The sequence below is a fragment of the Mesorhizobium sp. M0598 genome (assembly GCF_040320865.1).
Lineage (GTDB): Bacteria > Pseudomonadota > Alphaproteobacteria > Rhizobiales > Rhizobiaceae > Mesorhizobium.
In genome coordinates this window covers 12,988-30,444 of the sequence record NZ_JAMYQL010000034.1, presented here as the reverse complement: position 1 = coordinate 30,444, position 17,457 = coordinate 12,988, and the positions used below count along the sequence as shown (strand labels likewise).

Below are 17,457 nucleotides of genomic sequence, written 5' to 3'. Positions count from 1 at the left end.
ACCCCTCCAGACAAGTGCTTACGTCCAGAAATCTTCAAGCTTCAGTCGCGCTTGTCAACATCGGGACGCGGCAGGATCCGCCTGCCAACGGTTTGCTTTCCGGCCGGTGACCGGTAGTAGCTCCATAGGACAGGGGATCACGCTTTCTTGCGGCGACGCAGAAGGTGTGAGTTCCAAGCCCTGTCTATTTCAGCAATTGGATTGTGGCCCCTTTACGAGTGCTTCAGAACTTCATTCCAATTTTAGGTTTGCGAGCTAGGCTAGGAGCGTAATGCCGGCGTATGAAAGGCAGATGTCGGGAGGAACCGCGCCACGGCGCGCGCTTTCGCGCGCCCTGCTTTTCGCATTGTTGTGCTCTACGGCACTTGTTGCCGAAACCGGAAGTGCGGCAGCCTTCGAGATTTTCGGCATCAAGCTGTGGGGATCCAAAGACGAAGATGCCGATATCGTAGACCCGCTGCGCTATGCGGTGACGATCGAGGCGCCGGACGCCGACAAGGATCTCGCCGAGAAGCTCGAAAACGCCTCGGCGCTGAAGGCCGACGAGGAACACCCGGTATCCGGTTCTCTCGGCCTGCTGGCCAAGGCGCGCAGTGACCGTGAGCAACTTGTTGCCGCACTCTACACTGACGCCCGCTACGAGGGTGTCGTCACCATCACTATTCAGGGCAAGCCGCTCGACGATCTGCCGCCCGATGCCGAGTTTTCGGGTCCGCAGCCGATACCGGTGGTGATACGCATAGCAGCCGGGCCGAAATTCACGCTTGGCAACATCAGACTGGAAGGCGATGCGGCGGGGCTGGCAAGTGCCGATTTCGGCCTGATCGCTGGCGGTGACGCCAGTTCGGGCGCCGTGCTCAAGGCCGAGGCGGCGATCGTGCGGGCACTCAAGCAAGAAGGCAGGCCGCTGGCCAAGGTGACGGGCCGCGAGATCGTCGCCGAGCACGCCGGTTCGACGCTCGACGTGACGCTTGCCGTCGCGGCCGGCCCGGTCGCCGGCTATGGCGACACCACTGTCGAGGGCACGGAAAAGGTCGACCGCGACTTCACCGAATATATGACCGGCCTTAAGCGCGGCCGCCAATATTCGCCCGATGAGATCGACGATGCGCGCGACCGGCTGCTCGGGCTTGAGGTCTTCAACAGCGTGACGGTGAAGGAAGCCGACGCCCTCGACGCCGAGGGCAACATCCCGATCGGTGTCCAGGTAAGCGAACGCAAGCCGCGCTATTTCGGCATTGGCGGCAGCTTCTCAAACACCGAAGGGCTGGGCCTCGAAGGCTATTGGGGGCATCGCAATCTGTTTGGCCGCGCCGAAAAGGTGCGCATTGACGGCAAGATCAGCGGCATCGGCAGCAACGACTTGACCCAGCTCAATTACAATGCCGGCGTCATGTTCGAAAAGCCGGGCGTGATCGGGCCGGCGTCGAAATTCATTGCCAGCGTCAATACCGTGCTGGAGCACCCCGACGCCTACGACCATTTTTCGGTCAAGGGCAGCACCGGCCTATCCTTCGAACTCGACAAGAAGCAGACGGTTTCCGCGCAAGTCGCGCTGGATTATTCGAGGATCCACGACGCTTTCGGCAAGCACACCTATCTGATCGCCAGCATTCCACTGCAATATGTCTACGACAATCGCGACAGCAAGCTCAATCCGACCCGGGGCTTCAGGGTGCTGGCCTATGGCGAGCCGAGCTACGACATTTTGAGCGGGGCTGCGTTTGTCAAGCTGAAGGGCGAGGGGTCGGCCTACCAGTCACTCGATTCGGCCTCGAAATTCGTTTTTGCCGAACGTGTCGCCATCGGCTCTATCATCGGCGCCGGCCTTCAAGATGTTCCGGCAGATCGACGCTTCTACTCAGGCGGCGGCGGTTCGGTGCGCGGCTATGCCTATCAAGGCATCGGCCCGAAGGACAGCAATGGAGAGCCGATCGGCGGGCTTTCCTTCTTCGAGACCTCGCTCGAGATGCGCATCGCCCTCACCGACAAGATCGGCGTCGTGCCGTTCGTAGATGCCGGCACGGTGTCGACCAGGCAGGTCCCCGATTTTTCGGACATGAAGGTCGGCGCGGGTGTAGGGTTGCGCTATCTGACGGCGTTCGGGCCGCTGCGCGTCGACGCGGCGGTGCCGCTCAACCGCGGCCCCGACGATCCTCATTTCGGCATTTATGCCGGCATCGGCCAGGCATTCTGATGGCAATATTCAGGCGCATCCTCCGTATCCTTTTCTACACGCTGCTCATCGTCGTGGCAGCGGCGGTGGGGGCGCTCGTCGTGCTGACCAAAACCGAGCGCGGCCGCGAAAACCTTGCCGGCATCATCTCGACCATGGCCTCGACCGGTGATCGCAAGGTCACTGTCGTCGGCATCGACGGTATCTGGTCGGGCGCGCTGAGGGTCGATCATGTCGTTCTGGAGGATCGCGAAGGCGCCTGGATGGTGGCGCGCAACGTGGCCGTCGATTGGTCGCCGCTGGCACTCCTGTCGAAGAGCTTCAGCGCCGATCGCATTGGGGCCGAGCGTATCGAGTTGGCAAGGCTGCCGGTGGCCAATACACAGTCGAGCCAAAGCGGAGCGACGACGCTGCCGGTTTCCATCGACGTCAGGCAACTCGACCTTCCCGAAATTGCGCTCGGGCAGGCTCTGGCCGGCAGCGGTGTCGCCGAACTTGCAGCCAAGGGAGCGCTCAAGGCGGACGCCTCACCATTGGCGATCGAGACCAACCTCAACATCGTTCGCCACGACGGCAAGCAAGGCACGGTCGACGCCAAAGCCCATTTCGCGCCGGCCGACAACAAGCTCGACCTCGACCTTAAGGCATCCGAGCCGGCCGGCGGCATCATCGCCAACCTGCTCAACCTGCCGGGCGCTCCGCCGGTCAACATTGTCGTTTCCGGCACCGGACCGCTCGCCAACTGGAATGGCATCGGGACCTTCGTTGTCGACGGCCGGATCGTCACCCAGCTTACCGGTCGCCATCAGCTCACCGACAAGGGTCATTATGTCGAGGCCAACGGCGATGGCGAATTCGAGCGCTTCCTGCCCGAAACCCTGAAACCGCTGTTTGCCGGCAAGACCACCTTCGACCTCGCCGGCACGGCGACCGCGGCCGGCGGCGTCGATGTCGAGCGCGCCAATATCGACAGCGGCGCCTTGCACGCGACCGCGGCCGGCATTGTCGATCCGAACGGCGCCAGCGACCTTTCGGTGAAGCTCGCCGCAAAGGGGCCGCCGATCGTGCTCAGCCTCGGCAGCGAGGCGCAACCGATAACCGTGGCAATCAAGGATGCCACGGCCCGCGCTTTCGGCGATGGCAAGGCGCCGATGGTGGATATCGGCGCGTCGCTGGTCTCGGTGGTGGCGGGCGGCACGCGGGTGGACGACCTGATCGGGCAAGTGCATTCCGATGGTTTCGACATCCAGAACCGTAACGGGCCGGTCACCATCAAGCTGACGGCGGCCGACCTGAACACCGACGTCGCGACTTTGGCGCCGCTGATAACGGGCAGGGTCAGCGCCGGTCTCGCCGGCTCCGTCAGCAAGGAACAGATTATCGTCGACGAAGGCACGCTACGCAGCGACGCGCTCAATGCGTCCGTAACAGCCACAGTGGCGCTTGCCGATCTGTCGATGACGCTCAAGATGAATGCCGACGCGGCTTCGACGGCGCTGCCGCCGCAAATCAGCTCGGTTCTCGGCGAGCGCGTGCAGTTTTCCGCAACCGCGACCCGCGACCCGGACGGTGCGTTCGCCGCCAACGCATTGCAACTCACCTCGGGCACGCTTAGCGCCAGCGGCACCGCCAGTGCGCAAGGCACCGATATCCGCGCCGATATCAAGGGTACGCTGGGCGACGTGTCGGTGCTGTCGCCGCTGGTCGGCGCCAACGTCGGCGGCGCCGTCGGTTTCGGGCTTACCGCAAGCGGCGCGCGCAGCGCACCGGATTTCTCGGTTTCGGCCAACAGCGACAGCCTGACGGCGTCCGGCCATGCGGTGAAGCAGATCAAGCTGAGCGCGAGCGGCAAGGCCGATATCGCCAGTCCCGCCGCCGATGTCTCGCTGACCGGCTCGGTCGACGACCAGCCGCTCGACCTCAAGGCATCGCTGGTCACAACCGACGGTAAGCGCTCCATCAATGGACTTGCCGTCTCGTTAGCCGACAACAAGGTCTCCGGCGACCTCGGGCTCGACGACAACCTGCTGCCGCTCGGCACGTTGACCCTCGATGCCGCCGATATTGCTCCGCTGGCCGCACTCGCAGGCCAGTCGGTAGCCGGCGACGTGCGCGGCACCATCCGCTTTGCGAACGACAACGGAGCGCCGACGGTCGCGATTGATGCGACGAGCGCCGTGATTTCGCGCGGCGAACTGGCGGCGAAGACAATCGCCGTCAACGCGCTGGTCGCCAATTATCTCAAAGCACCGGCAATCGCCGGCAAGATCAAGGCCGACACGATCACCTCCGGAACCACGGTGATCAGCGGCATCGATGTCGACCTGAAGCGCAATGGCGACTGGACCGGCTTTAGCGGCGGCGCCACGGTCGCCGGCATTCCGGCCAGCGCGTCCGGGCGGGTCAGGGTTGCGAACGGCACCACCAGCATCGAGCTTGCCTCGGGCGAGGCGACCGTCCGCGGCATCAAGGCAGCTGTCGCGCAGCCATCAGCGCTGACAATCGCCAATGGCAGGGTGAGCATAGAGAAATTGGAGCTCGGTGTCGGCGGTGGTTCGGTTGCCGTGTCGGGTACGGCCGGCCAGACGCTTGATCTCGCTGCCACCTTGTCGGCGGTGCCGGCAGCGCTTGCCAATGATTTTTCACCGGGTCTCGATGCCGTGGGCGCGCTCAGCGGCACCGCGCAGGTCACCGGATCGTCGGCTGCCCCAGATATTCGCTTCACCGCCCGGCTCAGCGGCGCCGAAACCAGCCAGACCCGGCAGGCCGGGCTCGGGCCGCTGGATCTCGACGCGGCAGGCCGTTTCTCGTCGGCCAGCGGCCTGGCCATCGAGCAGGCGACGCTTGCCGGCGAGAAAATCTCCGGCAAGGCAGCCGGCACCATCAATCCGAACGGTGCCAGCGATTTTTCGCTCGACCTGGCCTCTACCGGTCCGAGCCTGCCGTTGTCGCTTGGCAGCAAGGAGAGCCCGATCAAGCTCGAGCTACAGGCGATATCGCTAACGGCGGCCGGGCAGGGCGCCCAGCCGAAGCTCGACATTTCCGCGACGCTGCCATCGGCCGCCACCAATCTAGCTATGATCGAGGGCATCACGCTTGCGCTGCACTCCGATCGCTTTGACGTGAAAGCCCGGAGCGGGCCGATCTCCGGCACCGTGACTGCCGAAAAAATCGGCCTCGACAATCCGACTATCGCGCCGCTGATCGCCGGCAAGGTCACCGCCAAACTCGCCGGCAGCCTTGCCGCCGATGCCATCGTCATCAATAGCGGCACGGTGACCAGCGACGCGTTGAACAGCGGCTTCAACGGGCGGGTCTCGCTGGCCGACGGCGCCATCGATCTAAATCTCAAGGCGGATGCCGCGTCGGCGGCGCTGCCGGCGGCGGTGCATGGCGTGCTCGCCGAGCGAACGCAACTCAGTGCCGCGCTGAAGCGGGATGCCAACGGCAATGTCACCGCCAACGCGATCAGGCTGTCATCAGGCGCGCTGACCGCAGACGGGCAGGCGAGCCTTGCCGATAACAAGCTGAGCGCCGACGTCAAAGGCGCACTAGGCGACGTCTCGCTGCTATCCAAGGACGCCAAAGGCGCTATTTCTTTCGCGCTGAATGCGCAAGGCGCCAGTACCGCACCGGATCTGTCGCTGACTGTCAACAGCGACAAGCTTTCGGTGGCCGCGCGTGAGATCACGGGATTGAAGCTCACCGCCACCGGCAAGGCTGATGCGGCCAACCCCGCCGCAAATGTGCAACTCACCGGAAACGTCGGCGGCCAACCGCTGCAGGGTAGTGCCGTGCTGGCGACATCGGACGGCAAACGCGCCATCAACGGGCTTTTGCTGTCGCTCGGCAAGAACCGCATTTCCGGCGACCTGGCGCTCGACGATGCCTTCCTGCCGGCCGGCACCGTGGCGCTCGACCTGCCCGATATCGGTCCCCTTGCGGCCCTGGCACTGGAAAAGGCCGATGGCGATGTGCGCGGCACGATCGCCTTCTCCAAGGCGGGTACCGTGCCGCAAGTCGCCGTCAAGGCGACGACGGCCTCGATCTCGCGCGGCGATGTCTCGGCCAAGGCCGTGAGCATCGATGCGCTGATCGCCAACTATCTGGCGGCACCGGTGATCTCGGGCAAAATCCGTGCCGACAGCGTAACTTCCGGCGGCACGGCTATTCGGGGCGTCAACGTCGATCTCAAGCGCGACGGCGAATGGACCGGTTTTTCCGGTAGCGCCACCGTCAAGGATATTCCGCTGAGGGCCGCCGGCCGGGTCAAGGCGGTCAAGGGCACGACGACGGTCGAACTTGCCTCCGGCGAGGCGACCATCCGCGGCATCAAGGCGGCCATCGCCCAGGCCTCGACCATCAACATCGCCAATGGAGTGACCAGCCTCGACAGGCTGGTGCTCAACCTCGGCGGCGGCACGGCGACGGTCACGGGCAAGGCTGGGCAGGCGTTCGACCTCAACGCGACGCTGGCCCGCGTCCCGATCTCGATAGCCAACAGTTTTTCGCCGGGCCTCGATGCCGCCGGTTCCATCTCAGGCACGGTGAAGGTGACGGGTGCGCCGGCCAATCCGGCCGTTGCCTTCAAGATCGACGCCGCAGGCGTTCAGACGTCGCAGACCCGTGGTGCAGGCTTCGGCGGCATGGGCGTTTCATCCTCAGGTACGTATTCGGGCAACAGACTGACCTTCGACGCCAACATGAGCGATGCCGCCGGCCTCGGCCTCAAGGGCGGCGGCACGATGACGACATCAGGCGCGCCCACCCTTGATCTCAACTTTTCCGGCAAGGTGCCGTTCGCCTTCCTCACCAGGACACTCGCCGCGCAAGGCTTGTCCCTGAGCGGCACGGCCGACGTCGATGTGCAGGTGCGCGGCCCGGCGACGTCGCCGGTGATCTCAGGCACGGTCCGCACGTCAGGCGCCCGGCTGCTCGACGCGCGCTCGGGGCTTGCGATCAACGACATCACTGCCGATGTCGCCGTCGGTGGCGGCGTGGCAAGGATCAATCGCCTGACCGGCACGCTGTCGACACGCGGCAGCCTTTCGGCCAGCGGCACCGTCGGCATCGATCCGGCTAAGGGTTTTCCGGCCGATCTGTCGATCAAGCTCGTCGACGGCCGCTATACCGACGGCAAGGTGGTCACTGCCAATCTTAGCGGCGACCTGACCGTCAAGGGACCGCTCACCTCCGCGCCGGTGATTTCCGGTACCGTCAACCTGGCCAAGACCGTCATCACCGTACCCGAAAAGCTGCCCGGCTCGCTGGCCGAGCTCAACGTCAAGCACAAGAATGCGCCGGCCGCCGTACGTGCGCAGGACAAGGCGTTGCGCCCGGCCGCTGCAAGCAGCGGTGGCGGCGGCAGCGGCCTCAATCTCGACGTCACAGTCAATGCGCCTAGCCAGATCTTCATCCAGGGCAGGGGTGTCGACGCCGAGCTCGGCGGTTCGCTGCGGCTGACCGGCCCGGCATCGTCACCCCAGGCGGTCGGCACCTTCACCTTGCGGCGCGGGCGGTTGACGATCCTTGCCAAGCGGCTGACCTTCACGGAAGGCACCGTCGGCTTTTCCGGCTCTCTGGTGCCCTACCTCAATCTCACGGCGCAATCGAAGACGACCAGCGCCACCGTGACCATCGTGGTGTCGGGCGAGGCGACCAACCCGAAATTCACCTTCTCCTCGGTACCCGCGTTGCCGGAGGATGAGGTGCTGGCGCAGCTGATCTTCGGCCGTTCGATGTCGAACCTGTCGCCGCTGCAGATCGCGCAGCTCGCCGAGGCTGCCGGACAACTGGCCGGCGTCGGCGGCTCGACCTCCCTGCTGCAGAACCTGCGCAGCGCGATCGGCGTCGACGACCTCGACGTGATCACCGACGAACAGGGCGGCACCGCCGTCTCGGCGGGCAAGTATCTCAACGACCGCACCTACGTGACGATCCAGAAGGGCGACAGGCCGGGCTCGGGCAAGGCAACCGTCGATCTCGACGTGGGGCGCGGCGTCAAGCTGCGTGGCGAGGCAACCGACGCAGGCGAAGCCAAAGGCGGTGTTTTCTACGAACGGGAATATTGAAACCGGCCGTTCGCGCAGAACAGTTGGTTGTCCGAAGAACGAACGGCGCAGCGGCGAATGTCCCAGTTTAATTGCCCGTGGGGATTTCGGACGAAATCCCTGGCGCAGTAGCAAATTTGCGCCAAGACTGTCGTTATCGCGCGAACCGCCCTGCTTTCAAAGTTGCACATTCCTTGGCATGTTCCCAATCCCTGCCGTCTTTGACATCATGGCGCGGATGCGGAATGTTAAAAGGCAGAAAGCCAACAATGGGAGTTAGTCATGACGATCTACAAGAGTAACGGCGACCGCGTTCCCGATCACATCCTGGCCATGGCCGAAGATGCCAAGGCAGGCAAGATGGATCGTCGCGAATTTCTGGCTCTCGCCAGCGTCTTCGGCGCGTCGACGGCGATGGCTTATGGCATGCTTGGCCTCGCAGACCCCACGCCGGCCAAGGCGGAAGAGGTGAAGGGCAAGAAAGGCGGCATACTGAAGGTCGCGCAATGGATCAAGGATCCGAAGGATCCGCGCAAGTCCGACTGGTCGGAAATCGCCAATGCCGAGCGCCAGGCGCTCGAGCCGCTGGTCAAATACACCACCGAATACACGTTCCGCCCCTATCTGCTGGAGAGCTGGGACGTGAATGACGACGCCACCGAATACACGCTGCATGTGCGCAAAGGCGTCACCTGGAACAACGGCGATCCGTTCACGGCAGACGACGTCATCTTCAACCTCAAGCGTTGGGCCGACAAGAAGGCCGAAGGCAATTCCATGCCAGGTCGCCTCGGTTCGCTGGTCAAGGACGACAAGCTGGATGAGAGCGCGGTGACCAAGGTCGATGACCACACGATCAAGCTGACGCTCAGCAAGCCGGATATCGCCCTCATTCCCAACGTGTGCGACTATCCCGGCCTCATCGTCCACAAGACGTTCGACGAAAAAGGCGGCGACTTCAAAGCCTGCCCGATCGGCACTGGGCCGTTCGAGTTGGTCTCCTACGATGTCGGCCAGAAAGTGGTCTACAAGCGTCGTGAAGACAACAAGTGGTGGGACGGCGAGGTCTTCCTCGACGGCATCGAGTTCATCGACTACGGCACCGATCCGGCGGCCATGGTCAGCGCCTTCGAGGCAGGCGAAGTGCACACCAACTTCGAAACGTCGGCCGACTATGTGTCGATCCTCGACGGCATGGATTTGGCGAAGTCGGAGGTCGTCACCGCGTCGACGATCGTCTGCCGCACCAACGTGAGCAACAAGCCTTACGGCGACCAGAAGGTTCGCAATGCGCTGCAGCTCGCGGTCGACAACAATGTCGTCCTGCAACTCGGCTACGGCAATGCCGGCACGGTTGCCGAAAACCACCATGTCGCCCCGATCCATCCGGAATACTACGAATTGCCGAAGGTTGCTCGCGACCCGGCCAAGGCAAAGGCGCTGATGGCGGAAGCCGGCCAGGCCGATTTCGAGCACGAGCTGATCACGGTCGACGAAGACTGGCACAAGAACACCGGCGATGCGATCGCCGCGCAGATGCGCGACGCCGGCATCAAGGTCAAGCGTACGGTGCTGCCGGGTTCGACCTTCTGGAACGACTGGACGAAGTATCCGCTGTCGATGACCAACTGGAACATGCGGCCGCTCGGCGTCCAGGTTCTGGCGATCGGCTATCGCACAGGTGAGGCCTGGAACGAGACGGCCTGGTCGAATCCGGAGTGGGATGCCAAGCTCAACGCTGCGCTGGCAGTTGCCGACGCCGCCAAGCGCAAGGAAATGATGAAGGATATCGAGCAGATCCTGCAGGATTCCGGCATTATCATCCAGCCTTATTGGCGCAAGCTCTACAGCCATTCGGTCAAGGCGGTGCAGAACTACAAGATGCACCCGACCTTCGAGCGCGACTACGGCAAGGTCTGGCTCGACCAGGCCTGACCGGACGATCCGGAAAGGGGCGTCTCGCCCCTTTCCCTCGCTCTTTGCATGGTCCTTGGACCGGAAGTCGGCGCAGCAAAAAGTTGCGGACTCTTCGGCCTGGGTCTGCAATAAAAAGGGTATTGCATCTGGGACTGGTCTGAAGGCTTGTTCTGCCGCTGGCGGCAGCGCACGGCTTGCAAACCGGTTCCACCCCCCAACCCGACCGGCAGGGGACCGCCATGCTTTCTTTCGTTATCAGGCGTCTCGGCACCATGGCAGTGACGATGCTGTGCCTGACGATGATCGTCTTCTTCCTGGTCAATCTCGGGCCTAATCTGAAGAAGCTCGCGATCAGCCAGACCGAAATGCACACATCCGCCGAGCAGCTTGAGGCTTGGCTGGTCAACCATGGCTATCGGCAGAATTTCTTTATCCGCTACGGCCAATGGCTGGGCATCATGCCCAAGCAGCCGGTGACCGACCCGGCGACCGGCAAGCCCGCACAGCGTTTCTCCTTCTGCAACGATCCGGTCGTGCCGACATTCTCCGGCATCCTGCAAGGCGATTTCGGTTGCTCGACCAAGTTCAAGACGACGGTCGCTTCGAAACTCTTTCCGGCGCTCAGCGCCACCGGCATCCTGATGCTCTGCGTGCTGGCCGTCATGGTGCCGGTCTCGCTTCTGATCGGCATTCTTGCCGGCATGCGCGAGGGCTCACGCACCGACCGCACATTGTCGGTGGCGTCGATCGCCTCGACGGCGACGCCCGAATATGTTTCGGGCGTCATCTTCACCGTGATCTTTGCCTCCTGGCTCGGCGTGCTGAACGGTTCGGCGGCCTCGGCCAGCCAAGGGATCACCTTCTACAATTTCACCTTGCCGGTGATGACGCTGGCGATCTACGGCATCGGCTACATCGCCCGCATGACCCGCGCCTCGATGGTGGAGGTGATGACACAGCAATATATCCGAACCGCCCGGCTGAAGGGCCTCTCCTTCGGCAGCGTGGTGATAAAGCACGCTCTGCGCAACGCGCTGATCGCGCCATTCACGGTCATCATGCTGCAGTTCCCCTGGCTGCTCACCGGCGTCGTCATCGTCGAGGTGATGTTCCGCTACCAGGGGTTCGGCTACACCCTGGTCGAGGCCGCCGGCAACAACGACATCGATCTTCTGCTCGGCTGCTCGCTGGTCTCGGTGTTTATCGTCCTGATCACACAGCTCATCTCCGATGTCGGCTACGCGTTCCTCAATCCGCGCATCAGAGTTCAATAGGAGACCGGCGGATGCAGGTCGAATATCTCAGCGCCTTCAACGTCGTACTCGGCGTGCTTACCCGCTTCTGGCCGGTCTGGATCGCTCTCGCCCTGGTGATGGGGGCGAGCTTCGGCTACAAGAAGAAGCTAGGCCTTTACGGCCAGCTTTTCGACAGCGGCGTCGGCATCGTCGGCGTCGGCATCTGCCTGTTCTGGCTGTTTACGGCGATCTTCGCGTCGACCATCTCGCCCTTCGATCCGCTCGCCCAAGTGCCGATCATGAAGGACGCGCTGCCGGGCGCAATCGAGCCGGCGTCGAAACTTGTATACTATTTCGGCGGCGACAAGCTCGCCCGCGACGTGTTCTCCCGCATGGTCTATGGCAGCCAGATCGTGCTGATCATCGCGCCGGCGGCGACCGGTTTTGCGCTGATGGTCGGCATTACGCTCGGCCTGCCGGCCGGCTATTATGGCGGCAAGATCGATACGGTGCTGTCCTTCCTCGCCAACCTTGTGCTGGCCTTCCCGGTGATCCTCCTGTTCTACCTGCTGGTGACGCCGGGCATCATGGACACGCCGATCCCCTACGCGATGGCAGGGCTGTTCTTCCTGTTTCCGATCATCTTCTTCAGTGTGCTGTTCTGGACGCGCTACAAGAACCGCCCCGACCGCCTCTATATCCTGCTTGGCCTGACGTTGGTACTTGGCGGCTGGATATATGCAGGCCTTGTCTTCGATGCCGATCCGTTCAAGATCATCCACATCGATCCCAACCAGCTCAATATCTTCGTGGCGGTGGTGTTCGCCTCCAGCCCCGGCGTGTTCCGTATCGTGCGTGGCCTGGTCATGGATATCAAAACGCGCGACTATGTTGCGGCGGCACAAACGCGCGGTGAATCGCCCTGGTACATCATGCTGTGGGAGATATTGCCCAATGCGCGCGGGCCGCTGATCGTCGACGCCTGCCTGCGCATCGGCTACACCACGATCCTGCTTGGCACGCTCGGCTATTTCGGGCTGGGACTGGCGCCGGAAAGCCCGGACTGGGGCACGGCGATCAAGGATGCCAGCCGGCTGCTGCGCTCCTTCATCCACCCGGCGCTGCCGCCGACGATCGCATTGATGTCGTTCGTGCTCGGCCTCAACCTCCTGGCGGATTCGTTGCGCGAACAGTCTATGAAAGATTGATGCCGGGAAGATCGATGCCGGGTTCGGCCCGACATGCCTGAAGAACAAGGATTGGAGCGACCCATGAATGAGGCAGTTCGAAATCCCGCCAAGCCGACCAATGGGCCGACCAATGGGCCGATCATCGAGATCGAGAACCTGTCGATCTCCTTCTTCACCCGCAAGGGCGAGATCCCGGCCGTCATGGATTTTTCCTGCACGGTCATGCCTGGCGAGGCGATGGGTATTGTCGGCGAATCCGGCTGCGGCAAGTCGACCGTGTCGCTGGGCATCATGCGCGACCTCTCCAACATCGGAAAGATTGTCGGCGGAAAGATCAAATTCCAGGGCAAGGACATGGGAGAACTGTCCGACGAAGAACTGCGAGCTATCCGCGGCAACAAGATCGCGATGATCTACCAGGAGCCGATGGCCAGTCTTAACCCGGCGATGAAGGTCGGCCAGCAGCTGATGGAAGTGCCACTGATCCACGACAAGGTGTCGAAGGACGAAGCTTACAAACGCGCCTTGGAAATGGTGCGCGCGGTGAAGCTGCCGGATCCCGAGCGCATGATGCGTTCCTACCCGCACCAGCTTTCCGGCGGCCAGCAGCAGCGCATCGTCATTGCCATGGCGCTGCTGTCGAAGCCTGCGCTGCTTCTGCTCGACGAGCCGACGACAGCGCTCGACGTGACGGTTGAGGCCGGCATCGTCGACCTGGTCAAGGGGCTGGGCGAGAAGTTCGGCACCTCGATGATCTTCGTGTCGCACAATCTCGGCCTGATCCTGGAGACCTGCGACCGCATCACGGTGATGTATTCGGGCGAAGCGGTGGAGACGGGCAAGATCAAGGACGTCTTCGACCGGATGCGCCATCCCTACACGCAAGGCCTGTTCCGCTCGATCCCGCTGCCGGGCGCCGACAAGAATTCGCGGCCGCTGATATCCATCCCGGGGCAGTTGCCGCTACCGCACGAGCGGCCGAAGGGCTGCAATTTCGGCCCGCGCTGCCACCATTTCGTCGAGGGCGTCTGCAACGCCGCCGAAATTCCGATGATCGCGGTCGAAGGCCATGACGGGCATTTCTCGCGCTGTGTGCGCTTCAACGAGATCGACTGGGAGGCGCTGCCACCCGGCGCCAAGAAGGTCAACGAGCGGGTGGTGCCCGGTGCGCCGGTGCTCCAGATCGAAGACCTCAGGAAGTACTACAAGGTCGGCGGCAGCGAAGTGTTCGGCTCGAGCGAGGGCCGTGTCGTCAAGGCCAACGAGACGATCTCGTTTATGGCGCGCGAATCCGAAACCGTCGCGATCGTCGGCGAATCCGGCTGCGGAAAATCGACCCTGGCCAAGGTGCTGCTCGGCCTCGAAACGGCAAGCTCCGGCCGCGTCAAGCTCGGCAACAAGGAGATCCAGTCGACCGGGATCGAGAAGCGCAGCGTCGACACGGTGTCGTCGATCCAGATGGTGTTCCAAAATCCGTTCGACACGCTCAATCCCAGCCATTCGGTCGGTTCGCAGATCATCCGTACGCTGGAAAAGTTCAATGTCGGCGACACGGTGGCCGACCGCCGCAAGCGGATGCTGGAACTGCTCGACCTGGTGAAGCTGCCGAGGGCATTCGAGACGCGCAAGCCGCGCCAGCTTTCAGGCGGCCAGAAACAGCGCATCGGCGTGGCGCGTGCCTTTGCCGGCGATGCCAAGGTGGTGGTGGCCGACGAGCCGGTCTCGGCGCTCGACGTGTCGGTCCAGGCGGCGGTGACCGAGCTTTTGATGGACATCCAGCGCAAGAACAAGACGACGATGCTGTTCATCAGCCACGATCTGTCCGTGGTGCGCTACATCGCCGACCGCGTCGTCGTCATGTATCTCGGCTATATCGTTGAGCAAGGCACGACCGACCAGATATTCGCGCCGCCCTATCACCCCTATACCGAGGCATTGCTGTCGGCGATCCCGATCGCCGACACAAGCGTGGTCAAGAAGCACATCGTGCTGGAAGGCGACATCCCTTCGGCGATGAACCCGCCGTCCGGCTGTCCGTTCCAGACGCGCTGCGGCTACAAGAAACTGGTGCCGGACAACCTTTGCGAAACCACGGTGCCGCCAGTCAAAAATCTCGGCGACGGCCATATGAGCTTGTGCTGGCTGTCCGACGACGTGCTGGCGAAAATGGAGCCGGTGATCAAATTCGACAAGGAGCACGCCGCGAATGAGGGCGTGCCGGATGATGCGAACCACGGTGTTGGCCCGGGCTTTGCCGGAGATCCGCCCAAGCGCCCGCATGGAAAGACTGGCAGCGTTGAAGCCGATGCCGAGGGCCAGGCAGTGGAGAATGCCGAAGCGGTCGCCAAAGCCCGCCGTCACGAGGTTCGGGACGAGGTTTCAGAGACCGGCACCTCAAGCTCTGCCGACAGCGCGGTGGCACCAATCATGCCGCCGACTGTCGGCGACGGCCGACAGGCCGAGGACGCCACGCGCAAGCCGCGCAAACCCAAGGGCGGCTGAGAGCCGTTAATAGGCTAGGGCGCGCATTGCCGTAGCTGCGTGGCGTAGTCCTGCGCCATCTGTTCGGTGGCATGCGCATAGCGCTGCACGTCGGCGTCGCCGCGACTGCCGCGCTTGTAGGCATTCCAGCCGAGATAGTAGGCGAGATACAGATTGTAGGTGTCGTTGCGGGCGACGCCGAGCGTGTCGGCGGTCTTGGAATGATACCAGCCGACAAAATCGACGGCATCGGCAAACCTGGTGCGGCGCGCCGCCCAGCTGCCGGTCTCGTTCTGGTATTGCGCCCAGGTGCCGTCGAGCGCCTGCGAGAAGCCGGTGGCGCTGGAGATATGTTTCCAGGGAATGAAGCCCAGCAGCTTGGTGCGCGGCGGCCTTGCGTTGCTCTTGAAGCCGGATTCCTTGCGCACCGTCGCCATCAGCACGGGAACCGGCACACCGTATTTCTGCTCGGTTCGTTGTGCCGCCGCCTGCCAATTGTCGAACCAGCCGTCATTCTGGTCGAAAACGGCGCACACATCGTTGATGTGGTTCGGCGGCGTCGCGCAGGCCGAAAGCGCCAGCGGCACGGCAATCGCCACAATTTTACTAAAACTCAACCTACGCATTGCAAGAGCATTAGGCCGAAAACATAAAAGGAATCTTGCTGCGTTCCTTAACGGCTGGTCAGCCGCTTTAGCAGGCGCTGAGGAAATATGAACATTCCGACGTTTGTTGTCGCTTTTACCGACGTGAAATTCCCACAATGGCGTCTTGGCTAAAATCACGCCCGCAGGTGGCGGATTCTTGACAGCTCGATCCTCATGCCGGCGCTTTGATGCGCGGCATGAGCGAACCAAGACGCAAGCGCGGCGCCGAGCGAACCAGCAACAGGGGACCGACCGCCATCCCGCAACTGCCGCTCAGGCGGGTGACAAACCCTTATCCGCCGATGGCGATGCTCTCGGCCGACCAGATCGAGGCGATCCACCAGGCGTCGATGCATATCCTGGAGAATTTCGGCATCGAGGTGATGAGCCCGCGGGCGCTGTCGCTGTTCGAGAAGGCCGGGGCCAAGGTCGATCATGCCACGATGAACGTCCGCATCGATCGCGGCATGATCGAGGAAGCGCTGAAGACGACGCAGTCCAGCTATACGCTGACGCCGCGCAATCCCGCCCATGCCGTCCACCTCGGCGGCAATACCATCAACTTCACGCTCGTCGCCGGACCGCCGAATGTGCACGACATGGAGCGCGGCCGCCGTGCCGGCAATTTGCGCGATTATTCCGATCTCGTCCGGCTGGCGCAGCATTTCAACTGCATCCACATGCTAGGTAACCAGGTCTGCGCGCCGGTAGAATTGCCGGCGAATTCCCGTCATCTCGACACCTATTTCGCCAATCTGACACTGACCGACAAAAGCTTTCACGTCTCGGCAATCGGCAGCGGCAGGGCGCTCGACGGCATCGAAATGATGGCAATCGCGCGCGGACTGACGCTTGACGAGATGCGTGACGATCCCGGCGTTACCACGATCATTTCGGTCAATTCGCCGCGCCGCTTCGACGAGATGATGGCCGAGGGGCTGATGACGATGGCCGAGTTCGGCCAGTCGGTGGCGGTGACGCCGTTCACGCTGATGGGAGCGATGAGCCCGGTGACGCTTGCCGGCGCGCTCGCCCAGCAGAATGCCGAGGCGCTGTTCGGCGTGGTGCTGACGCAGCTCGTCCGCCCCGGCGCGCCGGTGATGTATGGCGCCTTCACCTCCAATGTCGATATGAAATCGGGAGCGCCGGCGTTCGGCACGCCTGAAAACACCAAGGCGAATATCGCGTCCGGACAGTTGGCGCGGCGTTACAACCTGCCTTATCGCACGACGCCGGGCTCGGCTTCCAATGCTGCCGACGCGCAAGGCGCCTATGAGACGCTGATGGCGCTGTGGGGCGCGGTGCTCGGCCATGGCAACCTCGTCTACCATGCCGCCGGCTGGCAAGAGGGCGGACTGACAGCGTCGTTCGAAAAGTTCATCATCGACGTCGAGATGATCCAGCACATGATGGAGTTTTTGCGCCCGATCGAGGTCAACGAGGCCGAGCTTGCTGTCGAGGCTCTGGGTGCGGTTCCGACCGGCGGCCACTTCTTCGGCGAGCCGCACACGCTGGAGCGCTACGCCACAGCCTTCTACCAGCCGATGCTGTCCAACTGGCAAAATTTCGAGGCCTGGCAGGAGGCTGGCGGGCTCGATGCCACGGCGCGGGCGACGAGGCTTTGGAAGAAGGCGCTGGAGGACTATGTCGAGCCGGTGATGGAAATCTCCAGGTGCGAGGCGCTTGAGGCGTACGTGGCCAAGCGCAAGGAAGCGATCGGGCAAAGCGAGCCGTGATGATCGAAGGCTCGCGCTCGTGGGG

At 63.0% G+C, this 17,457-nt stretch carries 8 protein-coding genes; 7 read left to right on the top strand and 1 reads right to left on the bottom strand.

Annotated features, from left to right (window positions below; all coding sequences use genetic code 11):
• The first annotated feature begins 271 nt into the window (after window positions 1-271).
• The 6 genes from NKI59_RS28670 (at window position 272) to NKI59_RS28645 (ending at window position 15,070) form a co-directional block, all read left to right on the top strand.
• Entirely contained in the window at window positions 272-2,197 is a 1,926-nt protein-coding gene (locus NKI59_RS28670) for an autotransporter assembly complex protein TamA (RefSeq protein WP_352708084.1), read from the top strand.
• A complete protein-coding gene (locus NKI59_RS28665) occupies window positions 2,197-8,247 on the top strand; it encodes a translocation/assembly module TamB domain-containing protein (protein ID WP_352708083.1) in 6,051 nt (2,016 codons plus the stop codon). The genes NKI59_RS28670 and NKI59_RS28665 overlap by 1 nt, the downstream gene beginning before the upstream one ends.
• 261 nt (window positions 8,248-8,508) lie before the next feature.
• Window positions 8,509-10,161, top strand: coding sequence for an ABC transporter substrate-binding protein (locus NKI59_RS28660; RefSeq protein WP_352589343.1), 1,653 nt, complete (start codon window positions 8,509-8,511; stop codon window positions 10,159-10,161).
• A 221-nt stretch (window positions 10,162-10,382) separates the two neighbouring features.
• Complete coding sequence (locus tag NKI59_RS28655; protein ID WP_352589346.1) at window positions 10,383-11,417, top strand: ABC transporter permease; 1,035 nt, start codon at window positions 10,383-10,385, stop codon at window positions 11,415-11,417.
• Between the two features lie 11 nt (window positions 11,418-11,428).
• Window positions 11,429-12,586, top strand: coding sequence for an ABC transporter permease (locus NKI59_RS28650; protein ID WP_023675848.1), 1,158 nt, complete (start codon window positions 11,429-11,431; stop codon window positions 12,584-12,586).
• Between the two features lie 63 nt (window positions 12,587-12,649).
• On the top strand, window positions 12,650-15,070 hold the full coding sequence (locus NKI59_RS28645) for a dipeptide ABC transporter ATP-binding protein (protein WP_352708082.1): 2,421 nt from the start codon (window positions 12,650-12,652) through the stop codon (window positions 15,068-15,070).
• A 14-nt stretch (window positions 15,071-15,084) separates the two neighbouring features.
• Here NKI59_RS28645 and NKI59_RS28640 read toward each other — a convergent pair whose 3' ends face one another.
• Window positions 15,085-15,675, bottom strand: coding sequence for a transglycosylase SLT domain-containing protein (locus NKI59_RS28640; protein WP_352708081.1), 591 nt, complete (start codon window positions 15,673-15,675; stop codon window positions 15,085-15,087).
• A 218-nt stretch (window positions 15,676-15,893) separates the two neighbouring features.
• On the opposite strand from NKI59_RS28640, the gene NKI59_RS28635 reads away from it, so the two are divergent.
• Window positions 15,894-17,432: a trimethylamine methyltransferase family protein gene (locus NKI59_RS28635; RefSeq protein ID WP_352708079.1), complete on the top strand. Its 1,539-nt coding sequence runs from the start codon at window positions 15,894-15,896 to the stop codon at window positions 17,430-17,432.
• Window positions 17,433-17,457: the final 25 nt, after the last annotated feature.

Bases quoted from the DNA above. Each gene is read 5' to 3' on its own strand.
- NKI59_RS28670 (WP_352708084.1), top strand. From the start codon at position 272: ATGCCGGCGTATGAAAGGCAGATGTCGGGAGGAACCGCGCCACGGCGC.
- NKI59_RS28665 (WP_352708083.1), top strand. From the start codon at position 2,197: ATGGCAATATTCAGGCGCATCCTCCGTATCCTTTTCTACACGCTGCTC.
- NKI59_RS28660 (WP_352589343.1), top strand. From the start codon at position 8,509: ATGACGATCTACAAGAGTAACGGCGACCGCGTTCCCGATCACATCCTG.
- NKI59_RS28655 (WP_352589346.1), top strand. From the start codon at position 10,383: ATGCTTTCTTTCGTTATCAGGCGTCTCGGCACCATGGCAGTGACGATG.
- NKI59_RS28650 (WP_023675848.1), top strand. From the start codon at position 11,429: ATGCAGGTCGAATATCTCAGCGCCTTCAACGTCGTACTCGGCGTGCTT.
- NKI59_RS28645 (WP_352708082.1), top strand. From the start codon at position 12,650: ATGAATGAGGCAGTTCGAAATCCCGCCAAGCCGACCAATGGGCCGACC.
- NKI59_RS28640 (WP_352708081.1), bottom strand. From the start codon at position 15,675: ATGCGTAGGTTGAGTTTTAGTAAAATTGTGGCGATTGCCGTGCCGCTG.
- NKI59_RS28635 (WP_352708079.1), top strand. From the start codon at position 15,894: ATGAGCGAACCAAGACGCAAGCGCGGCGCCGAGCGAACCAGCAACAGG.